Below are 22636 nucleotides of genomic sequence, written 5' to 3' on the forward strand. Positions count from 1 at the left end.
AGAATTAATAAAATAATTGAGATGTTCGTATTTCTATAATTATTGTTGTTTCAAATATAATTTATAATTTCTTAAACCATTTAATTTTAAACATAATTAAAAAATGAAAAAAAATTAATTTGCATAGATTAAATATGAAAGATTATTTTTGTGTCACTTTTTACATGAAATGATAACAAACGATCAAATATTAAAATTACAAGAACGAATAGTCAATTTAAAAACTTACCTCGAAATTGACAAGAAAATAATTGAAATTTCTAACGAGGAAGAGAAAACTCTAAATCCTGATTTTTGGAATAACTCAAAAGAGGCTGAATCAATTATGAAAATAATTCAATCTAAAAAAAGTTGGGTTGAAGATTTTAAAAAAATAACAACTAACTATGAGGATATTTTGGTTCTTTTCGATTTTTTTAAAGAAGGCGAAGTTTCAGAAAAAGAGGTCGAAAAACTATATCATACAACCGCTGGTTTAGTTGAAAAACTTGAATTTAAAAATATGCTTTCTGAAGAAGGTGATAATTTAAGTGCGGTGCTTCAAATTACTGCTGGTGCAGGTGGAACTGAGAGTTGTGATTGGGCAGAAATGTTAATGCGTATGTACTTAATGTGGAGCCAAAATCAAGGTTACAAAGTTAAAGAACTAAATTTTCAGGCAGGAGATACTGTTGGTATTAAAACAGTAACCATAGAAATAGAAGGCGAATTTGCATTTGGCTATTTAAAAGGTGAGAATGGTGTGCATAGATTGGTTAGAATTTCACCATTTGATAGTAATGCAAAACGGCATACTTCATTTGCTTCTGTATATGCTTACCCTTTGGTAGATGATAGCATTGATATAACAATTAATCCGGCCGATATAGAAATTATTACTTCTAGATCTAGTGGCGCGGGTGGACAAAATGTAAACAAAGTTGAAACAAAAGTTCAGTTAACCCATAAACCAACAGGAATTCAAATTTCTTGTTCAGAAACGCGTTCTCAACATGAAAATCGAGACAGAGCTTTGCAAATGCTAAAATCTCAATTATATGAAATTGAATTAAAAAAACAGCATGAAGCACGTGAAGATATTGAAGCAGGAAAAATGAAAATAGAATTTGGATCTCAAATTAGAAATTATGTAATGCACCCGTATAAATTAGTGAAAGACGTTAGAACTTTGCATGAAACAGCCAATGTTGATGCTGTTATGGATGGCGATATAGACGGTTTTATAAAGGCCTTTTTAATGCAAAATGGTCAAAAAGAAACTTCAAATGAGTTATAAATGAAACAAAAAATTGATACTATTATTTTTGACTTAGGAGGAGTGTTAGTAGATTGGGATCCTAAAAATGTATACTTAAAAGTATTTAATGGAAATGTTGAAAAAACAAATTGGTTTATAGAAACCGTTTGTACTCATGAATGGAACATGGCTCAAGATGGCGGAAGAACCATTGAAGAAGCAGTAACTGTGAAAATTGCAGAATTTCCGCAATATGAAGAGCTAATTAGAATTTATTACAACGAATGGCACCATATGTTTTCTGGTATTATTGAAGAGAATGTTGCACTATTCAAAAAAATGAAGGATTCAGGAAAATATAAAATTTATGCGTTAACCAATTGGAGTGATGAAAAATGGGATTTAGCCTTAGAATTATTTCCCTTTTTTAATAGTTTTGATGGTGTAGTAGTTTCTGGTAAAGAAAAAACGCACAAACCATTACCAGAAATTTATCACTTAATTCTAAATAGATTTCAAATAAATCCTGAAAGTACTATTTTTATTGATGATAATCCGTCTAACATTGAGGCCGCAAATAAGTTTAATTTACACACCATTCACTTTAAGTCAAATTCGAACCTAGCTTTAGATTTAAATAAATTTGGAATAATCTTTTAACAAAATAACAAACAGTATTTAATTTCCAACAATTAGTGATTAATTCAATATAATTTGTATTTTTACAAGAATTTACATTTTATAATGTTATTTTATTTAAAAATTGCTAAGAATTAACTAAAAATAACTGTATGAGAAAATTATTAATAGGGCTATTCTTACTAGTTCCAATTATTACTTTCGGCCAAAAGGCGTATACTTCATTTACCATTTCTGGAAAAATAATTGACGGTTCAACAAAAGAACCAATTGAACTTGCAACTATAATATTTAAAAATTCCGATGATTCTAAAATTAAACATGGAGGTATTTCCAACTCCAAAGGAAATTTTTCCATTGATGTCGAAAGAGGTACTTACGATGTTTCTGTTGAAATTATTGGGTTTAAAACAAAAAACCTGAACATTTCATCAATTAATAGAAATATAAATCTTTCCGTGATTGAATTGGAAATAGATACTGAGTTATTGGCCGAAGTTGAAGTTTTAAGCGAAAAAAGGACCATTGAATTTAAGGCTAACAAAATAGTTTATAATGTTGAAAGGGACTTATCATCTTCTGGCAACTCTGCAACTGAAATTTTAAATAATATCCCTTCCGTTTCAGTTGCCCCTGACGGAAATGTTAAAATAGGCGGAATTAAAACTCCTTTGATTTTAATAAATGGCAAAATGTCTTCAATGACTAAAAATGAAGGTTTAAAATCAATTCCTGCAGGTTCTATTGAAAATATTGAGGTTATTCCAAATGCCGGAGCCAAATATGCGGCATCAACCACAGGTGTTATTAACATTATTCTTAAAAAAGGGGAAAAGGAAGGCTTAAATGGATCTATTACTACCACAGCAGGTTATAAAGATTATTATGGTGGATTACTAACTTTAAACCAGAAGTCTAAAGGGATCAATTTTTATGTAAATAGCACTTATTTTCAAAGAAACCCTATAGATGAAATTGTTACTAACTCAGATTTTATAAGTAATGGATTGTTAGTGTCTTCTGTAAACGAAAAAATTGAAAACAATAGTAAAGGGAAAGGTTTTTACAGTACAATTGGTGCAGATTTCAACCTTTCAAGTCAAACTAATTTATCAACTGTTCTAAATTATACCAATATAAATAATAATAATAAAGCACCTGGAATTACTACATTTATAAATAATTTAGGGCAGATTACTTCAAGCAATGATCGTGATTTTAAAGGAGATTTTAGTGATGAGATTGTTGAATTATTAATCGATCTTGAACACAATTTTAAAAAGGAAGGACAGCAATTATCTGCATCTGTGAGACGGTACAGTGATCTTGAGAACTTTCATAATACAATTTTTAACACCAATAACTTATTTTCAAATGAGGATTTTGTTATAAAAAACAAAATGGCTGGTACTAATTATCATTTGAAATTTAATAACCCAATTAACAAAACTTCAACATTTATAACCGGATATACATATAAAAATGGTAAAATCCCATTTAGATTAAGTGGTACTTCTATTTCGAGCATGGATTACACAGAAAAAGTAAATGCTGGTTTTATTGAATTTGAAAATGAAGGTGAAAAATTCTCTTATGTTTTAGGTTTAAGGGGAGAATTTATTGAGCTCGACGTTAACTATCTTTCACAAGATATTTCTCAAAAAAAGGATTACAAATTTTTAATTCCTTCAACTTACTTTCAATATTCATTTTCAGATACAAAATCGTTAAGTTTGAGTTATGGAAAATCAGTTGTCAATCCTGACTACAACCGCTTACAACCTTTTGAACAAAAAATAAGTGAAACCTCTTCCTATAAAGGAAATGTTCATTTAAATCCTATTATTACAAACAATATAGAACTTCTTTATGCATATTCTGGCGAAAAAATAACCTTTGCTCCTACTATATTCTTTATGAAAATAGATGAGTATTGGGAATTCGTTACTTATGAAACAGGTGAAACTATAAACGGTATTTCAAAAATACTTACAAAACCGTATAACGTAGGTAATTTAGACTATTACGGAATAAATTTGACCAGTAGCTATAAAGTTTCAAATATCTTAAATTTTACAGGTTTTGTAAGTATCTTTAATATGACCAGAAAAGGTAAACTTACTATAAAAAATGAATTAAACGAAAATATTAATAAAGATTATGAACATAGTAGTTTGAGTGGTGAAATGAGTTTATTATTTCAGTTAAAAATTCCAGGCGTTTTTGATATTCAAAGTAATATTCAGCATGTATTAGAATCTGAAGCACGTTATTCCATTAGAAAAGCATATACTAATGCCAATTTAGCAATTAACAAAGATTTGTTTAATAAGGATGCATCTATTAGTCTATCTGTTGACGATTTATTTTTATCTGAGAAAACTGATAGAAATCGTTTTGAAACTAATTATTTTTCCAATACTTTAAATAAAAGTAAACATCGAAACATCTTATTATCATTTACTTATCGTTTTAACCAAAGTAAAAAAGATAGAAAAATTGATTTTGAAATAAAAGAAAATAAGCCTAAATTTTAAATAGTTATTAACTTATATTAATGAAGATATACCATAACCCAAGATGCAGTAAAAGCAGGGAAGGTCTTGCCATTTTGGAAGAATCTAATACACAATTTGAAGTTGTTTTATATTTAGACCAACTTTTAACAAAGGCTGAATTAACTGAAATCATACAATTATTAGGTATTTCTCCAATAGAATTAATTCGAAAGAATGAATCTTTATGGAAAGAAAATTACAAAGCAAAAAATCTTACTGATATGGAACTTATCAAAGTAATGATTGAAAATCCAAAATTGATTGAAAGACCAATTGTGATAAACAATGGAAAAGCTGTTATTGGACGTCCGCCTGAAATAATTAAATCAATTTTATAAAATTTAAGTTTTTTTTAACACAAAAATAAATCCCAAAACCTTTAATATAATTATCACAATTACTATTTAACTAATTGTTTATCAGTAATTTAATTTATTAAATTAACCTTAGAATCTAACTTTTTTAAGTCCAACTTTCCTTAGTATTCATTAACACTAGTTAACATATAACTACTTGGTTAACCACTATATTTGTCCCTGAAATAAACAAAAATATATTTATGAAAAGAATTAAAATTTTGATGCTAATTTTAACGCTTTCAAATACCATGTTTGGACAGATGCAAGGAAATGCACCTCAAATTAGTGTTAAGGGTCAAGTAATAGACATTGAAACCAAACAGCCATTAGAATACGCAACAATAATTTTTACACCTGTAAATGGGAAATCGCTAAATGGAGGAATAACAGATGATAAAGGTAATTTTGATATTCCAGTAGCAAAAGGAACCTACAATATTTCAGTGGAATTTATTTCATTTAAAACAAAAAAATTTCCAAATAGAGCTTTAACAGTTGATACTAATCTAGGTGTAATTTCATTAGAAATTAATGCCGAAGCCTTAAATGAAGTGGAAGTAATTGCTGAAAAAAGTACTGTTGAGATTAGACTTGACAAAAAAATATATAATGTTGGTAAAGATATGACTGTAAAAGGTGGTACTGCAGCAGATGTATTAGATAATGTTCCATCAGTATCTGTTGATGTTGAAGGAAATGTTAGTTTACGAGGCAGTGAAAATGTAAGAATTTTAATAAATGGAAAACCATCTGGGTTGGTTGGTTTAAGCGGTACCGATGCATTAAGACAATTACCTGCTGATGCTATTGAAAAAGTCGAAGTAATTACAAGTCCTTCAGCACGTTATGAAGCAGAAGGTACGGCCGGAATATTAAATATTATTTTACGAAAAGGTAAAGCTCAAGGATTCAATGGTTCATTTACCGCAACTACTGGACATCCTGATAATTTAGGTGCATCTGCTAGTTTAAATTATAGAACCGATAAGGTAAATTATTTTGGAAATGGTGGTTATTCCTATAGAAATGCTCCAGGCAGCTCATTTAGTAACACCACTTATTTAAATCCAATTGCTGGAGCTCCTAAATTTAGAAATGAAAATAATGAAATTGTACGTTTAAATAATAATTATAATACTCGCTTTGGTATAGAATATTTTTTATCAGATAAAAGCTCTTTAACAGGTACATTTTTATACAGAGAATCTAATGGAGAAGACCTATCAACTAACATTACAGATGAGTTGAACGCATCAAAAATAATGACACGTGTTAACGAAAGAATTGATAGCTCTGATGAAAAAGATAAAACCATTGAATATGCACTTAATTATTCAAAAGATTTTACTAAATCTGGTCATAAACTAACATTAGATTTCCAATATGGATCAAGCACTGAAGGAAATCAATCTAATTTAACAGACTCAGATACTTTTCCTACACTAGTAATAAACAATCCTGAAAGGAGTTTAACCAATAATGAATCTAAAGATTTACTATTTAAAGGAGATTATGTGTTACCCCTTGGAGAAAAAGCACAATTTGAATTCGGATTTAAAGCCGACATTACCTCTTTAAATTCAGATTATTTGGTAGAAGATTATGATTTCACAACTAACCAATACATCAATAATCTTAATTTTTCTAATGCATTAGAGTTTGATCAAAATGTGTTTGCTGTTTACTCTCAATACGGAGAAAAAATTAATAAATTCTCCTATTTATTTGGTTTAAGAATGGAAACAACGGATAGAAACATAAAATTAGTTGACCAGCCCGATAATAAAAAAGATTTTACTGAACTATTTCCAACCATAAATTTTGGTTATGAATTTAGCGATACTGAAAATTTAACATTGGGTTACAGTAGAAGATTAAGAAGACCACATCATTGGTTTTTAAACCCTTTTGAGTCGAGAACTAGTGAAACTTCCATTAACAAAGGAAACATTTATTTAGATCCAATGTATACTAATTCCTTTGATTTAGGATATTTAAAAAGATGGGATAAGATAACTTTAAATTCATCTGTTTATTACCAGCATACAACAAACAATTTTGAAAGAATTCAAACCGAGGAGAATAGAATTATTGACGGAAATCTAACATTAGTTCTTATTAGACAACCTATAAATTTAAGTTCCCAAGATAGATATGGATTTGAATTTACTGCAAATTATAATCCTTATAAATGGTGGAGATTAACCAATAGTTTTAATTTCTTTAAATCTGTAACTGATGGGTTTTATGAAGGTATCAGTTATGATGCCGAAAATACAAGTTGGTTTACACGCTTTGATTCTAGAATAACCCTACCTGGAAAAATTGATTGGCAAACAAGTGGTATGTATATGGGACCCTCAGAAGGAGCTCAATCTAAAAATAAAGCTATGTTTGGGGTTAACTTAGCCTTTAGTAAGGATATTTTAAAAGATAATGGTACTATTTCTTTAAACGTAAGCGATCTATTTAACACTCGTAAGAGAGAATCAACAAATTATTCTCCAAACACTATTTCTGTTAATGAATTTCAATGGAGAAAGCGTCAAGTATTATTAAACTTTACGTATAGATTAAATCAGAAAAAGAAAAGAGAAAGACCTCAAAGAGATTCTGAAGGAGGCGAAGAAGAAATGTTTAAAGCATAAAAAAAGGGAGCAATTAAAATTGCTCCCTTTTTTTATATATAATTTATTTTTTTTACTTCTTAGCTTCTACTTTTGCAGCCTTTCTATATTTCCAAGATTCTTTAAAATATCCAATTAACCAATAAGGAATAACAAACGTAATTAAAAAAATCATTAACCAAAACCCCATTGTAAAAACGGTTAAGAAAACTAAAAATCCAGAAAATTGGGATAAATCCATAACTTTTAAAGTATTTTATTAATTTTTACAAAAATACTATTTATTTTAAATTAACTACTAAAGTTTACTTATTTTTTATTGGTTACTTTTATTACTAAATAATTTAAAAAATATTCCTCTCCTTTGGAAAGTTCAAAACGTATAATTTGTAACTTTACATGGTTAGTAATTACCTTAATCAATATTAAAATGAAATATAGAATAGAAAAAGACACAATGGGTAAAATTGAAGTTCCTGCTGATAAATATTGGGGAGCTCAAACCGAACGATCAAGAAATAATTTTAAAATAGGACCTTCTGGTTCTATGCCTTTAGAAGTGATATATGGATTTGCATATTTAAAAAAAGCCGCTGCTCATGCAAATTACGATTTAGGTGTATTACCATTAGAAAAAAGAGATTTAATTTCTAAAGTTTGTGAAGAAATTTTAGAAGGAAAATTAGATGATCAGTTTCCTTTAGTTATTTGGCAAACAGGATCTGGTACCCAAAGTAATATGAACTGTAATGAAGTAATTGCAAACAGAGCTCATGAAATTGCAGGAAATATTATTGGAGAAGGAGAACCTGTGATACAAGCAAATGATGATGTGAACAAGTCACAATCTAGTAATGATACTTACCCAACTGGAATGCACATTGCTTGTTATAAAATGATAAATGATGTTACCATTCCAGGTGTAAAAAAATTGAGAGATACTCTAAAAGCAAAATCTGAAGAATTTAAAGATGTTGTTAAAATTGGACGTACACATCTTATGGATGCAACTCCGCTTACCATAGGGCAAGAATTTTCTGGCTACGTTTCTCAATTAAATCACGGATTAAAAGCATTAGAAAATACATTACCTCATTTAGCTGAATTAGCACTAGGTGGAACAGCGGTTGGAACTGGACTAAATACGCCTAAAGGATACGATGTTCTCGTAGCTCAAAAAATTGCAGAATTTACAGGCTTACCATTTATTACAGCTGAAAATAAATTTGAGGCATTAGCTTCACACGATGCATTAGTTGAAAGTCATGGTGCATTAAAACAATTAGCTGTTTCATTAAATAAAATTGCAAACGATATTAGAATGATGGCTTCTGGACCAAGATCTGGAATTGGAGAATTAATTATCCCAGCAAATGAACCAGGAAGCTCAATTATGCCAGGTAAGGTAAACCCAACCCAATCTGAAGCAATAACAATGGTTTGCGCCCAGGTAATTGGTAATGATGTTACCATTACATTTGGAGGTGCTCAAGGTCATTATGAATTAAATGTTTTTAAACCTGTAATGTGTGCCAATTTCTTACAATCGGCACGATTATTAGGGGACGCTTCTGACAGTTTTAATGAGCATTGCGCCGTTGGTATAGAACCAAATTACCCGAGAATTAAAGAACTATTAAATAATTCATTAATGTTGGTTACAGCATTAAACACAAAAATTGGTTATTATAAAGCTGCTGAAATAGCAAATACAGCGCATACTAATGGAACTACATTAAAAGAAGAAGCTGTAAGATTAGGATATGTAACTCCTGAAGATTACGATGCTTGGGTTAAACCAGAAGAAATGATTGGTTCTTTAAAATAAGATTGACTTTAATTAAAAAAAGCACTGAAATTCAGTGCTTTTTTTTTATAACAATTCAAATGATTGTTTTGCAATTTCAACCTCTTCATTAGTAGGAACAATTAATATTTTTGTTCTTGCATTTAAGGAATGAATTTCAGTTATTTTTTTAGCTCTAACTTTATTTTTCTCTTTGTCTATTTCAATTCCAAAATATTCCATATTAGCACATACCAAGTTTCTAATAGCCTCAGAATTTTCTCCAATTCCAGCAGTAAATACAATAGCGTCTAAACCATTCATAGCAGCAACATAAGCTCCAATATAATGTTTTATTTTATATGCACTCATATCCAACGCTAACTGACATTCTTTATTTCCCTTTTCAGCTTCAGATTCAATATCACGTAAATCACTATAACCAGTTAATCCAAACATCCCACTTTCTTTTTGCAACATGCTGTTAACTTCATCTAATTCATAACCTAAATTATTTACCAAATGAAAAATAATAGCGTGATCAATGGCACCACTTCTAGAACCCATTATTAACCCTGTTACAGGTCCAAACCCTAGCGAAGTATCAATGCTTTTCCCATCTTTCACAGCGGCCATACTACAACCATTCCCTAAATGAATTGTAATAATTTTAGAATTTTTAATTCCCAAATATTCAATTGCTTTTTCAGAAACATATTTATGACTGGTACCGTGAAATCCGTATTTTCTAATTTTATGTTCTTCCAAAAATTTATTTGGAATGGCATATTTATAAGCTTCAACTGGTATAGTTTGGTGGAAGGCTGTATCAAAAACTGCAATTTGCTTTGCTTCAGGAAACATTGTTTCAGCAACAATAATACCTTCATAATTTGCCGGATTGTGTTGAGGAGCTAAAGAAAATAATTTTTTAATTTGATCTTTAACTTCCCGATTTATAATAGTTGTATTTGAGAATGTGCTTCCCCCGTGCACTACTCTATGACCAACAGCTTCAATTTCTAAAGTAGATTTTAATACCCCTACTTTTGGATCAAGTAGCAATTTAACAACTTTTTCTAACCCTATTTTATGATTCGGAATTTCTCCAACTTCATCAATTTTATGATTTTCAGATTTATAATGAATCTCCGCATCGTTTAAACCTATTCTTTCAACCAAACCTGAACAAATAACTTCTTCTTGTGGCATTTTAAATAATTGATATTTAATGGAAGAACTACCTGAATTAATTACTAATATTTTCATGTGTTATTTTTATTGTTTTTTAATGGTCAAATGCTGTTCGCTATTAATAATTCTCTTGAAAATAAAAATTTTAATGCTCGTTTCATTTTATAAATCTTGCGCTTGTATTGCTGTTAATATTACAGTATTAAAAATATCATCTATAGTACAACCTCTACTTAAATCATTTACCGGTTTATTTAAACCTTGTAACATTGGGCCAATAGCTAATGCTCCTGTTTCTCTTTGAACTGCCTTATACGTGTTATTTCCTGTATTCAAATCTGGAAATATCAAAACATTTGCTTGCCCAGCAACTTCAGAATCTGGCATTTTACTTTTACCTATTCTAGCATCAACAGCCGCGTCGTATTGAATTGGGCCTTCTACTTTTAAATCTGGTCTTTTTCTTCTAATAATTTCAGTTGCTTCTCTTACTTTATCAACATCCGCTCCTTTTCCAGACTCCCCAGATGAATAGGAAAGCATTGCAATTTTAGGTTCAATTCCAAAATTCATACTAGAATCCGCCGATGTAATTGCAATTTCAGAAAGTTGCTCTGCAGTTGGATTTGGATTAATGGCACAATCTCCAAAAACAGAAACTCGATCTTCTAAACACATAAAAAATATAGATGATACAACCGAAACTCCTGGTTTTGTTTTAATAAATTGCAAAGCAGGTTTAATAGTGTGTTGAGTTGTGTGAGCAGCTCCAGAAACCATTCCATCTGCAAGACCTTTATAAACCATCATGGTTCCAAAGTACGACACATCACCCATTAAATCTTCAGCCACATCTATAGTTAATCCTTTATCTTTTCTTAGTTCAAATAAGGTATTAGAGAAATCAGAATAATAATCAGACTCAATAGGGTTAATAATTTGAACTTTATCCAAATCAAAATGCAATCCTAATTGCTGAATTTTGTATTCAATATTAGTTTTAGAACCTAAAATCGTTAAATCAACAATATCCATTTCAATTAACCTACATGCAGCAATTATTATTCGGTCATCATTGCCTTCGGGAAGAACAATATGTTTTCTGTGATTTTTGGCTCTTTTTAATAAGTTATACTGAAACATTTTCGGAGTCATTCCAACATTTTGGAATGCAATTAATTTTTCAATTAATGCATCAACTTCTATGAATTTATCAAAGGTATTTAAGGAGGTTGCAATCTTTTTCTTGTTCCCAGCATACATATGAGAACGAACTGCCCCAATTTTATTTGCAACTTCAAAAGTTCCTTCACTTACAGTTAAAATTGGTACTATTTGCGATAACCCTTCAATCAGTTTTAAAATTGAATCTTCAGGCATAATTCCACCTGTTAATACAATACCAGAAATTTTTGGATAATTGGTTGAAATATTTGCCTGCAACGCCCCCAAAATAATATCAGCTCTATCTCCAGGAGTAATTATTAAACAATCTTCTTCTAAATAAGTAAGATAATTTCTCAATTGCATTGCTCCTACCTTAAAACTTGAAGATTGGTTATTAATAAATTCTTTTCCGTATAAAACCTCGGCTCCTATCGATTTGGCTATTTCTTTGATCGTAGGGTTTTTCAATGATGCAATCATTGGAATTACTCCAACAAAAACATTCTTTGGTATATTTTTTTGTACGCCTTCTTTTACCATTTGAATATTAACCTCTTGAACCTTATTAGCAATTACAGCTAGAACTTCAACATCCCTATCTTTGAAAGAATCGTATGCCAAACACAAATCACCTATAAATTCGTCCATAGTTTTGCCAACTCCGCTCGAAACAATAATTGCCGGGATTCCTAAATTTTTTGCAATTAAAATATTTGCATCTAATTCAATAGCAACCCCTTCACCAGAAAAATCAGAGCCTTCAACCAACATAAAATCGTGCTTTTCCTCAAGAGCTTTATATTTTTCAATAATAGTATCTATTATTTCACCTTCTTTACCTTTGTTTCTTTTTTTAATAAATTGGGAACGCGTGTAAGCAAAAGCATCATCTGGATTAATATCCAAATCGAAATGTGATATAATGGTATTGATATGATTGTCTTTTTTACCTTTAGAAACATCGTCAATTATAGGTCTAAAATATCCAACTTTTGCCGTTTTTCCCAATAACATTCTCATTAAACCTAGTGAAACAATAGACTTACCACTATTAGGTTCACTAGTTGCAATATATATAGCTTTATTCATTTTAAAAATTTTTGCAAAGGTACTGCAAACTATCTTTATATCTATGGTTTTTTGGTATTTTTGATGTGTTCTTATGGAGAATTAATTTATTAAAATTCAATTTTTAATACCTCTCAAAATTCCTGTATATTTGAACTGTTAAATTACCTTTTATGACAACCTTAATTATCAATATTAAAGAATTAATTCAAATAGAAAATGTACCAAAATACATAGTAAAAGGTGCTGATATGAAAATTCTTCCAACCATAAAAAATGCCTATTTGCTAATTGAAAATGATCTTATTAAGGATTTTGGTACTATGAGCAATGTGCCAAATATAACATCTCAAATTACAATAGATGCATCTGGTGGGTCTATTTTGCCTGCTTGGTGCGATAGCCATACTCATATTGTTTATGCAGGGAACCGTGAGCAAGAATTTGTAGATAGAATTAATGGATTAACTTATGAAGAAATTGCTGCAAATGGTGGTGGAATCTTAAATTCATCAAAAGTGTTAATTCAGACTTCTGAAGAAGATTTATTCGACCAATCTTCTCATAGAATTGAAGAAGTTATGAAACTTGGAACTGGGGCTATAGAAATCAAATCAGGTTATGGTTTGAATAAAGAAGGTGAATTAAAAATGCTTCGAGTAATTAAAAAATTAAAACAAAAATATCCTATCACCATAAAAGTTACTTTTTTAGCTGCACATGCCTTGCCTATCGAATTTAAAGATAAAAAAAGTGATTATATAGATTATGTGATTCAAGAAATATTGCCAATAGTAAAAAAAGAAAAATTAGCTGATTATATTGATGTTTTTTGCGAAACTGGTTATTTTAACGTTGAAGACACACATAAAATTTTACAAGCCGGAAAAAAAGCTGGGTTACAAGGTAAAATTCATGTAAATCAGTTTACAGCTATTGGTGGAGTTGAAGTTGGGGTGAAAAATAAAGCACTTTCTGTAGATCATTTAGAAATAATGAATTCTGATGATATCAAAATTTTAAAAAATAGTAAAACTATGCCTGTAGCATTGCCTTCGTGTTCCTATTTTTTAGGTATTCCTTATACCCCTGCCCGCAAAATAATTGATGCTGGATTACCCCTAGCATTGGCAACAGATTATAACCCTGGTTCAACACCTTCTGGAAATATGAATTTTGTAATATCAACAGCATGCATTAAAATGAAAATGACACCCGAAGAAGCTATCAACGCTGCAACCATAAATGGTGCATACGCAATGGGATTAGAAAAAACTCATGGAAGTATTTGTATTGGTAAAAAAGCTAATTTTATTATTACAAAAGTAATACCTAGTTATAATTTTATTCCATATTCATTTGGAAATCACCAAATTGACCAAGTATTTATTAATGGATTACGAGTTTAGTATTAATTTCTATTTCTTTTTAAATCTCCTCATTACTTTAGTTAAAAAAGAAGAATTAATATCTGAAACATACCCACTTGAATATTTACCAAGTCCATATCCATAGCCGTAACCATATCCGTAACCGTAGCCATATTTCGATTTTATTTTAAAATCATTCAATACTATACTTATATTGGAAATTTCCTTTTTTAAATATTTATCATTAATCATCTTAAGCATTGGTTTTTGAGAATATCGTTGTCTAACTACATAAATAGTAGCATCAACAAATTTTACCAATTCTAAAGCATCGCTTACTAAGCCAATTGGAGGCGTGTCTAAAATAATATACTCATACTCTTCTTTTAAACTTGCTAATAATTCAGCGATAGCATCGCTTAATAAAAGTTCAGACGGATTTGGTGGTACTAGTCCAGAAGTAATTACATCAAGATTTGGAATATTAGTAGAACTAATAACTTCCGATTTGCTATTCTCCGAAATTAAATAATTTACAACACCTTTTTCATTGGATAAATTAAAATCTCCAAATATTTTTGGCTTACGCAAATCCAAACCAACCAAAATGGTTTTTTTTCCACTTAATGCAAAAACAGTTGCCATATTAATTGAAATAAACGTTTTACCTTCTCCACTAACCGAAGATGTTACCAATATTGTTTTGCTTTTATCTTTTGAACTTCGGGTAAATAAAAATTGTAAATTGGACCTTACTCCTCTAAAAGATTCAGCTACAGAAGATTTTGAATTTAAAAACACTGCTAAATTACTTTCAATGCCACTTTTACCAATTACACCAAGTACTGGAATTGGTGAAATTCGTTCAATGTCTTCAACTGTTTTAATACTATTATCAAAAATTTCTCTAATTATAATTAAAAATAAAGGAATTAAAACTCCTAATAATAAGGCAATCATATAATTAAATTCTTTACGTGGCAACACTGAACCTTGTCCGGTATCTTTGGCTGAATCTAAAATTGAAATATCAGAAACGCTTGCTGCGATGGCTATATCTGCTTCATAACGTTTCTGCATTAAAAAGACAACATTATTCTCAGTTAAGCTGTATTTTCGTTCGTAATTAATTAATTGCTGCTCTTTTTTTGGTAGTTTACTCAACTCATTAGCATAGCCACCCAGTCTACCTCTGCTGTTTGAAAGGTTTAAAACTATTGCCTTTCTTAACGATGAAATATTTTCTAAAACAACTCTTTTCGTAGTCTCTGCATCTTGTCTGATCTGAATTAAAGCTGGATGATTTCCAGTTACTTGTTTAGAGAGCTGATCTTTTCTAATTGATAATTGTGTTAATTGACCAACCATTTCAGAAATTGAACCATCTTCAATATTTATGATTGCTGGTGCTGGAATGTTCGTGTAATTTTCATGAGTTTTAATATAATTTGTCAAATTATCTAAATACTCAATTTTATCAAGTAATACTTTTTGTGCATTATCTAAACTTATCGTTTTAGAAAAAATTTCACTTCCTTCTGCAGATAATTGATATATGGAATTATCTCGCTTATACTTTCCAATATTACTTTCAATAACTTGTAAACTATCTGAAGTGGTTTTAAACTGCGCATCAATAAAATCTTTGGTACTATGCGCATAATTAGTTTTTCGTTCTAATTCTCTTTCAGCCAAAACTTCAACTGTTTTATTTAAATAATCAACAAGTCTGTTTTTGTTTGCACCAGTAAGTGTAATTTCAACTAAAGAAGTACCTTGTAAACCTGTAGCTCTAATATTTTGGTATTTTTCAGTAACTAAATTAATGGGTTTTAATCTTAAATAAAATATTTTTCCTTTAAGTCTATTTTCAGTCACCAATCCTTCCAATTGCCCTTTTAAGAAAGGTAAATTAATATATTCGTTAATAAGATATTTCTTTGAAAAAACGGCTTCATCTGAAAAATATTCCTTAATTGTTTCATCTTTATAATTCATTAATTCGTAAGATTCCTTTTCAGAAAAATCAATTGATAAATTAAAACTTTCATTGTCAATAAATTCAATTTTTATTAAGGTATTAAGTAATTGAAACTGGTTTGGTTGAAGTTTAACTAAAAAAGGCGTTTTACCATACACATCATCCTTTCTAAACCTACCCTCTTTCAAATATTCAATGTAAAAATTTAATCTATTAATAACTTCCTCATTATGAGAACGAGAGGTCAATGATTTCCTAATAGATTCTACCTGATCACTTACACCTCCCCAATTAAATGCAATATTAGTACCTGTTGCGAATAATGGGTTTTGCTTTTCTTTAACAACAATGGTGGTTTTTAGACCAAATATTTTTTCAGTAGAAATATTGTAATAAAAAGCAATAAGTAAAGCAATTACAACTGAAAAAACAAACCATTGCCAATTAGCTAAAATTCGATACAAATAATCTTTAATACTAGAAATTTGTTCACTAGGATTTGTAATAAATTTAAATTTATTTTCCATTTGAATAATTATATATTTTTAACCAATAAAACGGAACTAACAACAAAAGATAAAATTGTTACCACAGTTGAGAATGTTTGAAAAGCGTTTGTGCCTGTTCCCCATGATTTTTGTTTTAATGGGGCCACATATATAATATCATTTGGTTGAATGTAAAAATGTTCAGAATTGAAAATATCAATACTGGTTAAGTCTAAACTATATTTTTTAACACCATCCAATGATTTTCGAATTAATACTACTTCCTTTTTATTACCCAACTGGGAAATTTCACCTGCATTTGAAATTGCATCTACAATTGAAACCTGATTTTGAGCTAAATTTTTGGTTCCTGGAGAACCAACTTCACCTGTTACCACAAAATTAATTCCTGCTAGCTTTACCGTAACAAATACCCCAGCTGTATCCTTAATATATTTTGTTAATTCAATTTCTATTTTCTCTCTAATTTCCTTCTCCGTATAACCCAAAACATTAACATCTCCCAAATATGGAATTCGAATATTCCCTTGTCTATCTACTGAATAACCAGACGACTCACCTTGTGCAAATAATGTTACTAAATCTTTATTTTCTGCTTTTATAAAAATAGTTACAACATCATTAACTTGTAATCGATAAGGTTCATTATTCAATTTATAAATTTCTAGGTTAGATTTTGGCTCACCTTGAAAAGAAGTCATTTGTTTAGTTGTGATACAAGATGACCCTAATGACAAAATCAAAATGTAAAAAAAAAGTTTCTTCATAAAATTTTATTGAGGTAACGCAAATATAATTTTTAATAACAGATTAAAATAATTTTTAAACTATTTTCGTAATAAATACAACTATAATATGTGGTTTCAAGTCTTTTCATATTTTAAATTTTTAATTAAATCTACAAATCAACATGGAATTCATTCCCCTTTTATTTATGATTTAGTAACCAAATGTTTCTATAAAAATGCTGATAAAACTACTCGCAATTCCATTAAAAACGTCATACAATTTTTAAAATCAAATCCAAATACTATCGACGTAATCGATTATGGAAGTGGCTCTAAGGTGTTTAAAAATAACCGTCGAAAAATTGGATTAATTGCAGTGGTTGCTGGAAGTTCACTTAAAAAAGCAATATTTTTAGCCAAATTAGTAAATTACCTAAAACCCAAAAGTATTTTAGAAATTGGAACCTCCGTTGGAATTGGAACTTCTGCTTTAAGTTTCGGGTATCCAAAATCAAAAATAACTACCATAGAAGGTTGTAGTAACACTGCAAAAATAGCTCAAGAAACTTTTAATCATTTTGGGTTGACTAGTATTGAATTAAAAATTGGACAATTTGAACAAGTACTTCCAGAAATATTAGAAAATCAAACATTCAATTGCATATTTTTTGATGGAAATCATAAAAAAAATCCGACACTAAACTATTTTGAACTTTGTTTAAAAAATGCTGAAACAACTTCAGTTTTTATTTTCGATGATATCTATTATTCAAAAGAAATGTATGAAGCCTGGAACATTATTAAAAAAAACCCGAATGTTTCTGTAACTATCAACACTTATTATTTTGGAATTGTGTTTTTTAAAAAGGAACAAACAAAACAACATTTTACGGTAAGAATCTAAATTTCACTAATTTTACAACCATTAAAACAAGTATTTTTTATTTTTAAAATAATTTTTATGAAAATATATACTAAAACAGGAGACAAAGGTGAAACTTCTTTATTTGGAGGAACGAGAGTTCCAAAACATAATATACGAATTGAAGCTTATGGAACAGTTGACGAACTCAATTCTTATATTGGTTTTATTAGAGATCATATAAAAGATATTCAAATAAAAACTGTTCTCATCGAAATCCAGACAAATTTATTTACCGCAGGAGCTATATTAGCTACTGCACCTGATAAAAAAATACTTAAAAATGGAAAAGATCGCTTAAACATTCCAACAATTAATCCTAACTCTATTTCAACTTTAGAGCAACAAATGGATTTAATGAATGATGAATTACCAGAAATGACTCATTTCATTTTACCTGGTGGCCACCCAACAGTGTCAATTTGTCATATTGCTCGTTGTATTTGTCGCAGAGCTGAAAGACGTTGTACTGAACTTCATTATAACTCGCCAGTAAATGAGTCTATATTGGTATATTTAAACAGACTTTCAGACTATTTATTTGTGTTGGCACGGAAATTGACTAAAGACTTGCAAGGGAGTGAAATACAATGGATTCCTGAAAAATTAAAATAAGTTCTTTGTTATATAAAATAATATCAAAAATAACTTGACTTTTTAACTAAAAAAATTACTTTTGCACAAATAATAAAATTCAAAGCTATGTATTGGACACTAGAATTAGCCTCTTATTTATCAGACGCGCCTTGGCCAGCAACTAAAGATGAATTAATCGATTATGCGATCAGAACTGGTGCACCTTTAGAAGTGGTAGAAAACCTCCAAGAGATTGAAGATGAAGAAGAAAATTTCGAATCTATTTTGGAAATTTGGCCAGACTATCCGTCGGACGAAGATTATCTTTGGAATGAGGATGAATACTAAATAAAAAACAAAAAAAGTCTCAAAATGAGACTTTTTTTTTATCATATAATCAATAAAATTTTCTGAAATTATTAAGTGTTTTAAATTCAAAATATTTTAATTTCGTTTCATTATTATAAACCATTAGTAATTACTATTAAAATGGTAATTACAATTTACTAGATATCAAAATTATGAATATATTAAATTCTGTTCTAAAGTTATTTGTTGGTGATAAAAATAAGAAAGACCTAAAATTATTGGAACCAATAATTGGCCAAGTCAATTTCTTTGAAAATGAATATTTAAAATTATCAAATGATGAGTTAAGAGCAAAAACAATTGCCTTTAAACAACGAATAAAAGAAGCAACAAACGAATTCACAAATGCCATAACGATTTTGGAGACTGAGGCTGTTGATGCAACTATTGATAGAAAAGAAGATATTTATTCGGAAATAGATGAGTTAAAAAACCTTTCATACGAGGCCTCAGAAAAAGCGCTGAATGCTATTATGCCAGAAGCTTTTGCTTTAGTTAAAGAAACAGCAAAGCGTTTTGTAGAAAACAATACTTTACGAGTAACCGCTACTCCTTTTGATAGAGAATTATCTGCTTTTAGAGAAAATGTAAATTTAGATAATACAGATGCTATTTGGGATAATCATTGGGATGCTCAAGGCAAAAAAGTAATTTGGGACATGGTACATTACGATGTTCAACTAATAGGTGGAGCCGTTTTGCATAGTGGTAAAATTGCTGAAATGATGACGGGAGAAGGAAAAACATTGGTTTCTACATTGCCTGTTTATTTAAATGCATTAACAGGTAACGGCGTACACGTTGTAACTGTTAACGATTATCTTGCCAAGCGTGATGCTGCCTGGATGGGGCCAATTTTTGAATTTCATGGATTAAGTGTAGATTGTATTGATCACCACGAACCAAATTCTGATGCCAGAAGAAAAGCGTATAATTCTGATATTACCTACGGTACTAACAATGAGTTTGGTTTTGATTACTTACGTGATAACATGTCACATTCTCCAAACGATTTAGTTCAAAAACCTCATAATTACGCAATTGTAGATGAGGTCGATTCTGTTTTAATTGATGATGCACGAACTCCATTGATTATTTCTGGCGCAACTGCAAACGCAGATAGACACGAATTTAATGAACTTAAACCCGTAGTAGATGGGTTGGTTAGTACACAACGTAATTATTTAACCGGAGTTTTAGCTGAAGCCAAAAAACTTATTAGTGAAGGTAACACCAAAGAAGGTGGTATATTGTTGTATAGAGTCTATAGAGGATTGCCTAAAAGCAAAGCATTAATTAAATTTTTGAGTCAAGAAGGGATTCGACAATTACTTCAAAAAACCGAGAATTTTTATATGCAAGACAATAACCGTGAAATGCCATTTATTGATGCGGAATTGTATTTTGTTATTGATGAAAAAAATAATTCGATAGAATTAACTGATAAGGGAATAACGTATTTGTCTGGAAATGATGGCGATGAAAACTTCTTTATTTTACCCGATTTAAGTGTAGAAATTGGGCGTATAGATAAAGAAGAAATCAGTAAGGAAGAAATTACACTTAAAAAAGAAGAACTTTTTACAGAATTTAGCACAAAAAGTGAACGAATTCACACTATGAACCAGCTCTTAAAAGCATACACATTATTTGAAAAAGATATTGAATATGTAATAATGGATGATAAAATTAAAATTGTTGATGAACAAACCGGTCGTATTATGCAAGGCCGAAGATATTCAGATGGTTTACATCAAGCAATTGAAGCTAAAGAAAATGTAAAAATTGAAGCCGCAACCCAAACTTACGCTACTATAACGCTTCAAAACTATTTTAGAATGTACCGAAAATTATCTGGTATGACTGGAACGGCAGTTACTGAAGCTGGAGAATTTTGGGAAATCTATAAATTAGACGTTATAGAAATACCAACGAATGTTCCTTTAATACGATTTGATAGAGAAGATTTAGTTTATAAAACGAAACGTGAAAAATACAACGCAGTAATTGAAGAAATTGAAAATTTAGTTAAACAAGGTCGCCCCGTATTAGTTGGTACAACTTCTGTAGAAATTTCTGAATTATTAGGAAGAATGTTGGCTATTAGAAAAATAACCCACAATGTATTAAATGCAAAACTTCATAAGAAAGAAGCTGATATTGTAGCAGAAGCTGGTAATGCTGGTATTGTTACCATTGCAACAAATATGGCAGGTAGGGGTACCGATATTAAGCTTTCTGATGAAGTTAAATTGGCTGGTGGACTAGCAATTATAGGAACTGAAAGACATGATTCTAGACGTGTAGATAGGCAATTACGTGGTAGAGCCGGTAGACAAGGAGACCCTGGTTCATCTCAGTTTTATGTTTCTCTTGAAGATAATTTAATGAGATTATTTGGTTCTGAACGAATTGCAAAAATGATGGATAGAATGGGACTTACAGAAGGTGAAGTAATTCAGCATTCTATGATTACCAAATCTATTGAAAGAGCCCAACGTAAGGTTGAAGAAAATAACTTTGGTGTTAGAAAACGTTTATTGGAGTATGACGATGTTATGAATTCTCAACGTGAAGTTGTATATAAGCGAAGAAGACATGCGTTGTATGGAGATAGATTACAAGTAGATATTGTGAACATGATATATGATACTTGCAACTTATTAATTAGAGAAAACAAACCTTCAAATGATTTTATAAACTTTGAATTTGAATTAATTCGTTTTTCATCAACAAGTGCCCCATTTTCGGAAGAAGAATTTAAAAACTTATCTGAACAAGAATTATCAAATCAATTATTTGATGAGGTTTACAAACATTATAAAGAAAAATTAGAACGTAATGCTCTTGCTGCTTTCCCAGTAATTAAAGATGTATTTGAGAAACATGGAGATAAATACGAACGTATTGTTGTTCCTTTTTCAAATGGAATTAAAGAATTAAAAGTGGTTACTAATTTAAAAGAAGCGTACGAATCTCAAGGAAAAGGGTTAGTAACAGATTTTGAAAAAAATATTACTCTTGCAATAATAGATGACACGTGGAAAGACCATTTACGCCAAATGGATGAATTAAAACAATCTGTTCAAAACGCTACATATGAACAAAAAGACCCTCTTTTAATTTATAAATTTGAATCTTTTGAATTGTTTAGCACTATGCTCGATAAGGTTAATAAAGAGGTTTTATCTTTTCTTTTTAAAGGAGAATTACCTTCACAAGGCGCTACTCAAGTATCACAGGCTAGAGAACAAAAAAGGGAAAAAGTGCAACTTAGTAAAGAAGATTATCAAGGAGCAAGTGAAGCAAATGAAGCTAATAAAACCCAACAACCACAAATTGTTGAAACCATTGTTAGAACAGAACGTAAAATAGGTAGAAATGAACACGTTACGTTAAAAAATGTTATGACTGGTGAAAATAAATCAATGAAATATAAACAAGCAATACCATTACTTCAAAAAGGTGATTGGGTATTAGTCGAATAAAAAATTGAAAATTGAATCAAAAAAAAATCGAAATTGTAAAAATTTCGATTTTATGCTA

The 22636-nt window shown here is 29.9% G+C and carries 16 protein-coding genes; 11 read left to right on the forward strand and 5 right to left on the reverse strand.

What is annotated here, in order from left to right; all coding sequences use genetic code 11:
* Positions 1-169: 169 nt before the first annotated feature.
* From prfB to Q8S45_RS03265, 5 genes are all read left to right on the forward strand, one after another.
* Positions 170-1276: a peptide chain release factor 2 gene (gene prfB, locus Q8S45_RS03245; RefSeq protein ID WP_305601188.1), complete on the forward strand. Its 1107-nt coding sequence runs from the start codon at positions 170-172 to the stop codon at positions 1274-1276.
* Positions 1277-1897, forward strand: a complete 621-nt coding sequence (locus Q8S45_RS03250) for an HAD family phosphatase (RefSeq protein WP_305601190.1) — start codon at positions 1277-1279, stop codon at positions 1895-1897.
* A 131-nt stretch (positions 1898-2028) separates the two neighbouring features.
* Positions 2029-4413, forward strand: a complete 2385-nt coding sequence (locus Q8S45_RS03255) for an outer membrane beta-barrel protein (RefSeq protein WP_305601192.1) — start codon at positions 2029-2031, stop codon at positions 4411-4413.
* A gap of 20 nt (positions 4414-4433) precedes the next feature.
* Positions 4434-4772 carry an arsenate reductase (glutaredoxin) gene (gene arsC / locus Q8S45_RS03260; protein WP_305601194.1) on the forward strand — a complete coding sequence of 113 codons (339 nt, stop codon included), beginning with the start codon at positions 4434-4436 and terminating at the stop codon, positions 4770-4772.
* A gap of 221 nt (positions 4773-4993) precedes the next feature.
* The gene (locus Q8S45_RS03265; protein ID WP_305601196.1) at positions 4994-7441 is read left to right on the forward strand and encodes a TonB-dependent receptor domain-containing protein; all 2448 of its coding nucleotides are present in this window, start codon (positions 4994-4996) and stop codon (positions 7439-7441) included.
* A 52-nt stretch (positions 7442-7493) separates the two neighbouring features.
* Here Q8S45_RS03265 and Q8S45_RS03270 read toward each other — a convergent pair whose 3' ends face one another.
* Positions 7494-7661 carry a hypothetical protein gene (locus Q8S45_RS03270; protein ID WP_305601197.1) on the reverse strand — a complete coding sequence of 56 codons (168 nt, stop codon included), beginning with the start codon at positions 7659-7661 and terminating at the stop codon, positions 7494-7496.
* A gap of 189 nt (positions 7662-7850) precedes the next feature.
* On the opposite strand from Q8S45_RS03270, the gene fumC reads away from it, so the two are divergent.
* Entirely contained in the window at positions 7851-9248 is a 1398-nt protein-coding gene (fumC, locus tag Q8S45_RS03275; RefSeq protein ID WP_305601198.1) for a class II fumarate hydratase, read from the forward strand.
* Positions 9249-9293: 45 nt separating this feature from the next.
* On the opposite strand, the gene Q8S45_RS03280 is transcribed toward fumC, so the two are convergent.
* On the reverse strand, positions 9294-10475 hold the full coding sequence (locus Q8S45_RS03280; RefSeq protein WP_305601199.1) for an acetate/propionate family kinase: 1182 nt from the start codon (positions 10473-10475) through the stop codon (positions 9294-9296).
* A gap of 87 nt (positions 10476-10562) precedes the next feature.
* Positions 10563-12656 (reverse strand): phosphate acetyltransferase, encoded by a 2094-nt coding sequence (gene pta / locus Q8S45_RS03285; RefSeq protein ID WP_305601201.1) that lies wholly within the window; start codon positions 12654-12656, stop codon positions 10563-10565.
* 152 nt (positions 12657-12808) lie between these two features.
* Between pta and hutI the strand changes: the two genes are divergently transcribed.
* The gene (gene hutI, locus Q8S45_RS03290; RefSeq protein WP_305601203.1) at positions 12809-14044 is read left to right on the forward strand and encodes an imidazolonepropionase; all 1236 of its coding nucleotides are present in this window, start codon (positions 12809-12811) and stop codon (positions 14042-14044) included.
* 9 nt (positions 14045-14053) lie between these two features.
* On the opposite strand, the gene Q8S45_RS03295 is transcribed toward hutI, so the two are convergent.
* Positions 14054-16513, reverse strand: a complete 2460-nt coding sequence (locus tag Q8S45_RS03295) for a polysaccharide biosynthesis tyrosine autokinase (RefSeq protein WP_305601205.1) — start codon at positions 16511-16513, stop codon at positions 14054-14056.
* Positions 16514-16521: 8 nt separating this feature from the next.
* A complete protein-coding gene (locus Q8S45_RS03300) occupies positions 16522-17262 on the reverse strand; it encodes a polysaccharide biosynthesis/export family protein (protein ID WP_305601207.1) in 741 nt (246 codons plus the stop codon).
* Between the two features lie 88 nt (positions 17263-17350).
* On the opposite strand from Q8S45_RS03300, the gene Q8S45_RS03305 reads away from it, so the two are divergent.
* The 4 genes from Q8S45_RS03305 to secA all read left to right on the forward strand — a co-directional run bounded on the left by Q8S45_RS03305 (position 17351) and on the right by secA (position 22578).
* Positions 17351-18127, forward strand: coding sequence for an O-methyltransferase (locus Q8S45_RS03305; protein WP_305601209.1), 777 nt, complete (start codon positions 17351-17353; stop codon positions 18125-18127).
* A gap of 57 nt (positions 18128-18184) precedes the next feature.
* Positions 18185-18760 (forward strand): cob(I)yrinic acid a,c-diamide adenosyltransferase, encoded by a 576-nt coding sequence (locus tag Q8S45_RS03310; RefSeq protein WP_305601212.1) that lies wholly within the window; start codon positions 18185-18187, stop codon positions 18758-18760.
* 87 nt (positions 18761-18847) lie between these two features.
* Positions 18848-19069, forward strand: a complete 222-nt coding sequence (locus Q8S45_RS03315) for a DUF2795 domain-containing protein (protein ID WP_305601218.1) — start codon at positions 18848-18850, stop codon at positions 19067-19069.
* Positions 19070-19242: 173 nt separating this feature from the next.
* Positions 19243-22578, forward strand: coding sequence for a preprotein translocase subunit SecA (gene secA / locus Q8S45_RS03320; RefSeq protein WP_305601220.1), 3336 nt, complete (start codon positions 19243-19245; stop codon positions 22576-22578).
* The last annotated feature ends 58 nt before the right edge of the window (positions 22579-22636 follow it).

Origin of the sequence: Lutibacter sp. (assembly GCF_030692605.1) — a bacterium.
Lineage (GTDB): Bacteria > Bacteroidota > Bacteroidia > Flavobacteriales > Flavobacteriaceae > Lutibacter.

Excerpts from the sequence above, each read along its gene's own strand:
- prfB (WP_305601188.1), top strand. The coding sequence starts at position 170 with ATGATAACAAACGATCAAATATTAAAATTACAAGAACGAATAGTCAAT.
- Q8S45_RS03250 (WP_305601190.1), top strand. The coding sequence starts at position 1,277 with ATGAAACAAAAAATTGATACTATTATTTTTGACTTAGGAGGAGTGTTA.
- Q8S45_RS03255 (WP_305601192.1), top strand. The coding sequence starts at position 2,029 with ATGAGAAAATTATTAATAGGGCTATTCTTACTAGTTCCAATTATTACT.
- arsC (WP_305601194.1), top strand. The coding sequence starts at position 4,434 with ATGAAGATATACCATAACCCAAGATGCAGTAAAAGCAGGGAAGGTCTT.
- Q8S45_RS03265 (WP_305601196.1), top strand. The coding sequence starts at position 4,994 with ATGAAAAGAATTAAAATTTTGATGCTAATTTTAACGCTTTCAAATACC.
- Q8S45_RS03270 (WP_305601197.1), bottom strand. The coding sequence starts at position 7,661 with ATGGATTTATCCCAATTTTCTGGATTTTTAGTTTTCTTAACCGTTTTT.
- fumC (WP_305601198.1), top strand. The coding sequence starts at position 7,851 with ATGAAATATAGAATAGAAAAAGACACAATGGGTAAAATTGAAGTTCCT.
- Q8S45_RS03280 (WP_305601199.1), bottom strand. The coding sequence starts at position 10,475 with ATGAAAATATTAGTAATTAATTCAGGTAGTTCTTCCATTAAATATCAA.
- pta (WP_305601201.1), bottom strand. The coding sequence starts at position 12,656 with ATGAATAAAGCTATATATATTGCAACTAGTGAACCTAATAGTGGTAAG.
- hutI (WP_305601203.1), top strand. The coding sequence starts at position 12,809 with ATGACAACCTTAATTATCAATATTAAAGAATTAATTCAAATAGAAAAT.
- Q8S45_RS03295 (WP_305601205.1), bottom strand. The coding sequence starts at position 16,513 with ATGGAAAATAAATTTAAATTTATTACAAATCCTAGTGAACAAATTTCT.
- Q8S45_RS03300 (WP_305601207.1), bottom strand. The coding sequence starts at position 17,262 with ATGAAGAAACTTTTTTTTTACATTTTGATTTTGTCATTAGGGTCATCT.
- Q8S45_RS03305 (WP_305601209.1), top strand. The coding sequence starts at position 17,351 with ATGTGGTTTCAAGTCTTTTCATATTTTAAATTTTTAATTAAATCTACA.
- Q8S45_RS03310 (WP_305601212.1), top strand. The coding sequence starts at position 18,185 with ATGAAAATATATACTAAAACAGGAGACAAAGGTGAAACTTCTTTATTT.
- Q8S45_RS03315 (WP_305601218.1), top strand. The coding sequence starts at position 18,848 with ATGTATTGGACACTAGAATTAGCCTCTTATTTATCAGACGCGCCTTGG.
- secA (WP_305601220.1), top strand. The coding sequence starts at position 19,243 with ATGAATATATTAAATTCTGTTCTAAAGTTATTTGTTGGTGATAAAAAT.